This window comes from Microcystis sp. M169S2 (assembly GCF_020245865.1).
Taxonomy (GTDB): Bacteria; Cyanobacteriota; Cyanobacteriia; order Cyanobacteriales; family Microcystaceae; genus Microcystis; species Microcystis ichthyoblabe_A.
Genome location: NZ_JADBUB010000196.1, coordinates 1 through 8,949 on the forward strand (window position 1 = coordinate 1; position 8,949 = coordinate 8,949).

The following is an 8,949-nucleotide window of genomic DNA, read 5'->3' on the forward strand; positions in this document are numbered from 1 at the left end:
AATATTGGAAGAAAGGTAGTCGGAGAGGCCGCCTTTAGCGGGAATCCGATAGAGAGGTTCGTAGTTAACCCAGTACGGGTCAAAGCGTACAAAGCTAATTCTAGATGCAATATTTGCGTACAGAATTAGTAACTATTACTTAGGGTTTGCTGAATAAATCTAGAAACCTTTTTGGATAATATCTTTAGGCTTTTTTAACCTCAAAAATTGCCAGTTCTTCGAGTAATCGGGGGGAAATTGGCTCTCTTATTCTTTGTCTGATCAGTTTAACTTATAAGCGATCAATCTTTGCGTCCTTTGTGTCTTTGTGGTTCGTTCCACACCCCACCAACAAACTTTTTCAGCATACCCTACTTAGTTTGAAAGATATTTTGTACCATTTTTTTATCCAAACCGGCGGCAATTTTATCTAATTCTGCTATTTCCCCACTGTCTAAACTCCATCCTAAAGCGCCTAAATTATCCTCAGCTTGCCGAACATTTTTAGCTCCAGGTATAGGAATTGTTCCCTTACAGATACACCAATTTAAGGCAACTTGGCTAATAGTTTTATTTTTAGCTTGGGCGATAACTTCTAGGCAACTAATCAGAGGAGAAATAGCGGGAATTAATTGACCAAAAAGGAAGCGACGTAATCCTGGGGGTAAGTTTTTATTATCTCGATATTTCCCCGTTAATAACCCCAAAGCTAAGGGACTATAGGCAATAATTTTAATACCCAATTGATCACATAGTTCCTTTAATCCTAAGTCAGTGAGAGGATAGGTAGAAAGGAGAGAATACTGTACCTGTAAACTGGTAATAGGAATGCCGCGACTGGCAAACTTTTGATAGGCAGACTTCAATCTTTTCGGTCCAAAATTGGATAAACCGACTCCTTTAACTAACCCCTTTTCCAGACAATCCCCCAATCCGTCTAATAATCCTCCCTCCTGCCATGGCGCATAATTGCCCGTTGACCAGTGCATTTGCACTAAATCCACCGGGCGGCCTAATCTGGTTGCCGAAGCTTGACAAGCTTTCACCATGGCATGACGGGTTAAACGCCAAGGATAAGGGGCGAGTTTGGTGGCAATACGGATATGATCAGCGTTATAACCGGTATATTCCCCTGTAAAGCGTCCTAATAGCTTCTCACTCTGTCCGTTGAGTTTGCCTGTGCCGTAGGAGTCTCCCGTATCAAATAGGGTGACACCCCGCTCGACGCAGAGATTAAAAACCGCTTGTAACTGGCTATCCATACTCTCATCGTAACCCCAGAGAAGACGATTTCCCCAGGCCCAAGTACCGCAGCCCATGGGGGGAAGGGATAGATTTTGATGTGTGACTGTCAAGGGATTCATGGGTTAGTTTCTCTGGGTTTTTTCTCAAGCTTTCAGCAAGATATTTTATACTAAATCTGGTTATTAAAGACTGATTATTTATTCCCCTTTTTGCATGAGTGCATGAGTAGAAAACGGGTTTCTCCGAGAAACCCGTTTTCTGTGCGGTATTACTACTAAATCGATGTGGGTTTTTGTTTAACAAATAATCCCCGCAACCAATAGTAAAAACTATCGATATAAGTAAAGATTACCGGTACAACCACCAAAGTTAATAGGGTGGAAGTGGTAAAACCACCAATAACAGCAATCGCCATCGGTGCGCGAATTTCCCCATCTGCACCTAAAGCTAAAGCAATCGGTAACATCCCGGCAACTGTGGAAACGGAGGTCATAATAATTGGTCGTAAACGAGAGACTCCCGAATCAATCATCGCCTTAAATTGCGGTTTACCTGCCTCAATGCCACTCAGGGCAAAATCTACTAACAGAATCGCATTTTTAGTGACTAATCCCATCAGTAAAACTATGCCAATTAAAGCGTATAAACCTAACTCTTTTTGGGTAATTAAAAGAGCGATTAAAGTACCACCAATCGATAAAGGAAGGGAAGTTAAAATCGCTAGGGGATAGAGAAAATTGTTATACAATAAGACCAGAATCCCATAGATAGAAATAATTGCTAAACTTAACGCCCCCAAAAAACGAGCGAAGATATCGCGCATAATACGAGCATCACCAAAGGGTTCTTCTGTCACCTCTGGGGGTAGGTTTTTCATGATTGGTAAAGCGCGAATTTGTGTCACCGCACTTCCCAAAGAAACTCCCTCTAAATTAGCTCCAATATTAACCTGACGTTGACGGTTAAAGCGTTGAATTTCCGCAGGTCCACTACCTAAGCTAATTGTCGCCACCGAGTTAAGCGGTACTAACGTCCCATTACTGCTAGGAACGCGCAAATTTTGCAGGGTTTCTATCTCACTGCGTCCATCGTTGGCAATTTTTACCCGGATGGGAATTTGTCGGTCAGCAAGGTTAAATTTAGCCAAATTAAACTCATTATCGCCGATTAAAGCTAAAGATGCAGTACGGGCGATCGCTCTGACCGAGACTCCCTGATCAGCAGCCCGGACAGGATCCGGTTGAATAATAATCTCCGGTTTAACTAAACTTACCCCGGAACTTACCTCGACAAAACCGGGTAAAGCCCGCATTTCTCGCTCTAATTTTTGGGCAGTTTGGGTTAAAATATCGCCATTTTCACTTTTTAAAATAATAGCGACATCCTTAGTGCTTCCTGCTCCCCCCTGCGCCCGAAAAGTCACTCTTGCCCCCGGTATCTTCTGGAAATCCCGGCGGGTTTGTTCCTCGAATTGCCGTTGAGTTAGCGATCGCTGTTCCTTAGGAACTAAATTAACATATATTAACCCCGTGTTTACCCGTCCCGAATCTCCCGGAATAGCCAAAACATTAGCGACGGCGGGATTTTTTTGCAGTAAACTATTCACCTGATTGGCCACGGCAACAGTATCATTCAAAGTCGCACCGGGAGGCAATTCTAGGCTTATGGTACTTAATCCAGTATCCCCAGAACTAAATAACCCTTTTGGAATCAAGGGAACTAACTGTAAACTACCGATAAAAAAGGCCAAAGCCGCCAATAAAGTCAGGATTCGATGACGTAAAGCCCAAGTTAACAAACTTTTGTAGGGACGAAAACGGGGGCGCGAGGAGGGATTATTATCACCGGTTTTGAGCTTTTTCGGCTGTAGAATATAGGCACTTAACATCGGGGTGACGGTGACAGCGATCAAACTGGAAAATAGGGTAGAAACCGCCACCGTAACGCCGAAAGGTTGAAAGAATTGCCCCGGCACACCGCCCATAAAAGCAACTGGCAGGAATACCGCCATAATTGCCGCTGCACTGGCTAAAACGGCTAATCCAATCTCTTTTGAGGCATCAAAAGCCGCTTGCAAGGGTTTTTTACCCATAGCTAAATGTTGATCGATGTCCTCCACCATACACACCGCATCATCCACCAGATTACCCAAAGCTAAAGCTAACGCCAGTAGGGTCATGCCGTTAAGGGTATAATTTAGGGACTGCATCACCCAAAAAGTCGGGAAAATCGACAAAGGCAGGGCTAAACCCGTGATAATCGTGGCGCGCCAATTGCCTAAAAATAGACCCACCGTGATCACCGTCATCATACAACCAATCAGGAGATCGCTAAGAAGGCTTTCGTAACTAGCACGAATTGAGTCAGCACGGGTAAAAATTAATTGAAATTTAATATCTTCGGGCAGTTTTTTCTTTAAATTCTCGATTTCTTGACGTACTGCTGTTTCTACCGTCACCAAGGTGCTGCCAGTCCCCCGTAAAATCGAAAAACCCACCACTGGCTGCCCATCTAAGAGGGCCATTTGTCGAGGATCACTGGAACTATCGCTAACTGTCCCTAAATTGCTTAAGGGGACGCTATCACCGTTAGGTAAAGAGATTTGATAATTTCTTAAATCTTCGATCGTTTCAGCGCTGCCGAGGGTGCGGACAGTTTGTTCACTGCCGGCGATTTCCGATCGCCCTCCGGGTAAATTAATATTAAAACTGCGAATTTGGTCATTAACCGCCGTGGCCGTGATACCGTAGGCGATCAGACGACCGGGATCTAAATCTACACGCACTTCTCGATCGACTCCCCCAACGCGATCGACTCGTGCTACCCCCGGCACTCCCGTTAAAGCGCGGCCAATTTGACGATCAACTAGATCACTTAATTCGGCGATCGATCTTTTCGGGGAGGAGATGGTATAGTTCATCACCGCACCCCCGGCAAATTCTAAACGTTGGACAATGGGATCATTAGTATCTTGGGGTAAATCCTGCCGAATTTGCGCTATGGCATTGCGTACATCATTGGTAGCGCGATCGCTGTTAGTGCCAAGGATAAAGTTAACGGTGGTGGTGCTGCTGCCTTCGTTAACGGTAGAAGTAATTTGATCGATATTACCCAAAGCAGCCACCGCATCCTCGACTTTTTTGGTGACTTGGGTTTCCAATTCCTCTGGACCTGCGCCGGGTTGATTAACGGTGATAATCACGGCCGGAATGTCAATATTAGGAGAGCGATCGATCCCTAATCCTAGAAAGGCAATGTATCCCATTAAGGCCATAACTAGGGAGATCAGTATCGTCGGAATGGGATTTTTGATAGACCAATTAGAAATATTAAAAGCCATAATTTCAGTTATCAGTTATCAGTTATCAGTTATCAGTGGGTAAGTTATCAGTTACCAGATGTGAGTTTTCAGTTACCGGTTATCAGTTATCAGATTTGAGTTTTAAGTTTTAAGTTTTGAGTGAGCAGTATATATTAAGTGAGCCTGATCAAATGGCAGTTTGCTACTGTCTTTTCACCGATCACTGATTACTGATTACTGTTTACTGATCACTGATTACTGATTACTGATCGCTGATTGCTGTAATTTTGTCGCCATCACCGAGATAGGCTGCCCCTTTGACCACAATGCGATCGCCCGCTTGTAAACCGGTGAGAATTTCCACGCGGTTATTGGGCATAATTTGACCTAATTGCACAGTTTTGGCGGTAACGGTGTTATCAGGTTCCACTAAATAAACTAGAGCTTGATTATCTTTTTGAGGTAAAACTGCGGTCATGGGGACGGTTAAACTATTGCTAGTATTCGTCACGATCGCACCTCGTAAAAACATCCCCGGTTTTAATCCTCTATTGTCGGTTAAATCGACTTTAACCGTTGCCTGACGGGATGCCTCATCGACGATGGGATTAATTTCGCGCACCTGTCCCGATAATTTTAAACTGGTATTAGCATCGGAAGTGATAGTAACGGGCGCTCCGACGCGGATTAAGGGCAATTGATTCTCAGGAACCCGCAATCTTAGCTCTAAACGGCCATTTTCGATGATTTTAAAGAGAGCATTTTGACCGTTGGTGGTGTCCCCGATGCGGCCATTTCTTTCGGCAATTTTGCCACTGACCGGAGAAATCAGGCGCGTCTCGTTTAATTGGGCTTTAACAATGGCTAAACGGCTTTGAGCTTCCGTTAATTGGGCTGTAGCTTGGGCAATCACTTCGGGACGGTTGCCGGCTTGCAATTGTGCCAGTTGCTGCTCTGCTTCTCCTAAACGAGATTGGGTCTGTTGTACGATCGCCGCTTTGTTTCTTTCTTCGTTGAGGACTTCATCGAGACGATCCCGGGCGATCGCTCCTTCCGCTTCTAAACTTTGGTTTCTCTGGACCCGTTTTTTAGCCAAATCCCAATCCGATTGAGCTTGACTAATTTCAGCTTTTATGCGTTGAATAGTTTGTTTAGCTCTAGCGATCTCCTCTTTACGGCTCCCCGCTTGCAATTCTGCCAAACGCGCTCGGGATTGGGCGACATTAGCCTGTGCTTGGGTTAATTGCGCTTGTAGGACGGTATCATCGAGACGAGCCAAAATTTGACCTTGACTAACGATATCACCCTCATCGACAAAGATTTCTTTGATTTGTAGTCCTGTCGCTTGGGAAAGAATCGGGATTAATTCATCGGCTGCCACGCTTCCAGTCGCTTTCAGGGTGCGGGCCACGGGAGTGGATTCTACCCTAGTGGTGGTTACTGTTTGTGCTGGTGCCTCATTTTTTGCCGCTACGGGCTGAGTATTGGGGTTTTGGGCTGTTTGGGGTCGATTAGCGAAACGAGTCGCCCCTAGGGTCAATAAAACCCCTAATCCCACACCGATAAATAAACCCTTTCCTCCCGATAGCCACGAGTTGGTTTTTGTCGGTTTTGGCGAGTATTCGGGTTTCTCTGGCTCAATTTCGGGTTTAAATGCGATAACTTCGGGAACTAGCGAATTATCGGCTGAATGCTGGTTATTTTCTAGGGTATCTGGCCGCACGATCTGCCCTCTCGGTAGATTTTGGATAAAATGTTAAGTTTTGTATCCATTTATAATCTAACGGAAAAAGGTCGCGGGTGGGGAAAGTGAGAAAGTGGACTTGCTGTAAAAATCCCAAATTGTCCTGGTTGGTGAGGAATCAGTAGTTAGGAGACTCCGAGACAGGAGAATTAAGAATGAGTAATAATCAATTAAATGGTTTATTTAGAGATTTTCTGCCAGTTAATCTGGCTCTCCCCTACTTGTGGTCATAAGAAAAAGTTATGAAAAAGTCAGAGATCCAAATTTTCTTGGCCCATGCCAGTGAGGACAAACCAGCAGTTTTGACACTGTATAACCGCCTTAAGCAAGCGGGATATAAACCTTGGTTGGATAAAAAAGACCTGATTCCGGGTCAAATTTGGCGAGATGAAATTCCGAAAGCGATTAAAGCTAGTCAGATTTTTCTCGCCTGTCTGTCAGGGAAATCGGCTAATAAACAGGGATACATCCAACGGGAGTTGAGGATTGCACTTGATACCTTGGGAGAGATGCTACCGGGGACAATTTTTTTTATTCCCATGAGGTTAGAAGAATGCGAAATTCCTGATCTGCGAATGTCAGAAGTTGGCTTGAATCTGCGAGATATTCACCGGCTTGATTATTGGGAAGAAGACGGATTTGAGCAACTAGAAAGAGCAATTGGCTATCAGTTCAAGCTTGAACCAGAAGAGCCAAAACAACCGGTAATCGTTCCAGAAGAGCCAAAACAACCGTTATCAGTATTTAACTTTGAGATCGTGGGAGTAAATGCGAAGGGTGAGCAAATCAAAAAAGAGTCGAAACAGTCCCAATATTTCAGGGAAGATCTGGGCAACGACATCACCTTAGAAATGGTTGCCATTCCGGGGGGAACTTTCCTGATGGGAACAGAAGATGAGGAAATCGAAAGACTGGTGAAAAAATTTAACCTGGACGGATTTAGATGGGAAAGACCTCAACATCGAGTAACCGTTTCTTCTTTCTACATGGGACGTTATCCCATCACCCAGTCCCAGTGGAAAGCGATCGCCGCAACCGCTAAAATAGACATCGACCTGGAGACAAACCCTTCTAACTTCAAAGGGGATGAGCTACCCGTCGAACAAGTCAACTGGTACGATGCGATCGAATTTTGTGCAAGATTATCGAAGCTGACCGGAAGGGAATACCGACTACCGAGTGAAGCGGAATGGGAATATGCTTGTCGTGCTGGAACCACTACCCCATTCTACTTTGGGGAAACCATTACGGGGGAATTGGCCAACTACCGTGCCAGCGAAACCTACGCCGGGGAAGCGAAGGGAGAATATCGAGAAGAAACGACTCCCGTGGGACAGTTTCCCCCAAACGCCTTCGGACTCTACGATATGCACGGGAACGTCTGGGAATGGTGCGCCGATACCTGGCACGATAATTATGACCGTGCGCCGAGGGATGGCAGTGTCTGGATAAAAAATGGGGATGATAATTGTTCTCCTCTGCGGGGCGGTTCTTGGTGCAGCAATCCGGATGTCTGCCGTTCTGCTTTACGCCTCTGCAGCGACCGCCCCGACAGCTACAGCGACGACGGTTTTCGGGTGGTGTGCGGTGCTGGGAGGACTCTGTAACCCTTTTCCCCTTTTTTTCCCTTTTTACCCTTATTCCCTATTTTTTCTTTTTTCTTTTCTTTCCCGCCCTTAGGCGGGTCGATTTTGTAGGGGCGAACTGTGGTCAGTGAGTTTATCGAACTGCGTTCGCCCGCCGGCAATAATCGGGTTAATCACGGGATTGGGGTTTTTTGGGGTTTTTTGGTGGGGGTTGGGCGCACGCGATCATTGGTGTCAACTTAAGCAAGAAGCTTAATTATAAAAAGTAGCTGATTATCCAAGAGGAAGGAAGTAAAAAATGGTAAAATAAGGCGGGGAAGTCAGAGGTGGGTCAGTGAAAAAGCGCTCTAAGCAACGACCGAGAAAACAGGGGAATCCAGATTTGCGGCGACCACATCAATGCCCAAGCCCAGAAATCCCACAAGTAATAGAAGAACTTAAAAAATACCTAAAGCCAAGATTATTTACGCCGCTAAAATATATGCGAGGAAATCATGAAAAAATCATGAGAGATAGATTATTAACCTTACCCGTGGTGGTCGCCTTATTGGTAAGCTTAGTCTATCGTCAGATAGCGGGATTAAGTGAAGCTGTAAGAGTCTTAAAAGAGGAAGGATTACTCTGGGTAGAACCTCTAAAAGTAAGTAAGCAAGCTGTATCCAAAAGATTGATGAGCTTACCTAAGGAAATCTTTGTATTGCTGCCGAGAAATAACTGAGAAGATTTAACCGAACCCCAAAAACTCAAACTAGAAGCTATCAAAGAAAATTTGACAAATTTGAAAAAGATGCAGGAATTAAAGGAAGAATTTAGAAAGATTTATAAAACCTCAGAGAATCCGATAGAAGGACTGCTATCTATCTCAGAATGGTTGGCAAAATCCTCCAGTATTTTTACCAAGAGTTGTCAAACAATCCGAAACTGGTTTGGAGAAATAATTAGTTATTTCGAGTGAAGGACAACGAATGGGGTGGTCGAGGGAATCAACAATAAACTTAAACTAATAAAACGGAGAGGCTATGGCTTTAGAAACTTTCGGAATTTTTGGGTTAGAAGTATGTTATCTTGGCATCTTGTATGTTGATTTAGCATAA

General features: G+C 44.6%; 5 protein-coding genes and 1 pseudogene. 3 read left to right on the plus strand and 3 right to left on the minus strand.

Annotated elements, in window-relative coordinates:
* Positions 1–350: 350 nt before the first annotated feature.
* From IM485_RS18535 to IM485_RS18545, 3 genes are all read right to left on the minus strand, one after another.
* Positions 351–1,343 (minus strand): aldo/keto reductase, encoded by a 993-nt coding sequence (locus IM485_RS18535; RefSeq protein ID WP_104397386.1) that lies wholly within the window; start codon positions 1,341–1,343, stop codon positions 351–353.
* 155 nt (positions 1,344–1,498) lie between these two features.
* On the minus strand, positions 1,499–4,564 hold the full coding sequence (locus IM485_RS18540) for an efflux RND transporter permease subunit (RefSeq protein WP_287744889.1): 3,066 nt from the start codon (positions 4,562–4,564) through the stop codon (positions 1,499–1,501).
* A 223-nt stretch (positions 4,565–4,787) separates the two neighbouring features.
* Complete coding sequence (locus tag IM485_RS18545; RefSeq protein WP_287744892.1) at positions 4,788–6,248, minus strand: efflux RND transporter periplasmic adaptor subunit; 1,461 nt, start codon at positions 6,246–6,248, stop codon at positions 4,788–4,790.
* A gap of 263 nt (positions 6,249–6,511) precedes the next feature.
* Here IM485_RS18545 and IM485_RS18550 point away from each other — a divergent pair, with 263 nt between their 5' ends.
* From IM485_RS18550 to IM485_RS18560, 3 genes and pseudogenes are all read left to right on the plus strand, one after another.
* Entirely contained in the window at positions 6,512–7,876 is a 1,365-nt protein-coding gene (locus IM485_RS18550) for an SUMF1/EgtB/PvdO family nonheme iron enzyme (protein ID WP_287744895.1), read from the plus strand.
* A 484-nt stretch (positions 7,877–8,360) separates the two neighbouring features.
* Positions 8,361–8,573, plus strand: a complete 213-nt coding sequence (locus IM485_RS18555; RefSeq protein ID WP_133164165.1) for a hypothetical protein — start codon at positions 8,361–8,363, stop codon at positions 8,571–8,573.
* Positions 8,574–8,939 (plus strand): annotated as a pseudogene (locus tag IM485_RS18560) (ISL3 family transposase); the annotation flags it as partial. It abuts the gene before it with no gap.
* Positions 8,940–8,949: the final 10 nt, after the last annotated feature.

Excerpts from the sequence above, each read along its gene's own strand:
- IM485_RS18535 (WP_104397386.1), bottom strand. The coding sequence starts at position 1,343 with ATGAATCCCTTGACAGTCACACATCAAAATCTATCCCTTCCCCCCATG.
- IM485_RS18540 (WP_287744889.1), bottom strand. The coding sequence starts at position 4,564 with ATGGCTTTTAATATTTCTAATTGGTCTATCAAAAATCCCATTCCGACG.
- IM485_RS18555 (WP_133164165.1), top strand. The coding sequence starts at position 8,361 with ATGAGAGATAGATTATTAACCTTACCCGTGGTGGTCGCCTTATTGGTA.
- IM485_RS18550 (WP_287744895.1), top strand. The coding sequence starts at position 6,512 with ATGAAAAAGTCAGAGATCCAAATTTTCTTGGCCCATGCCAGTGAGGAC.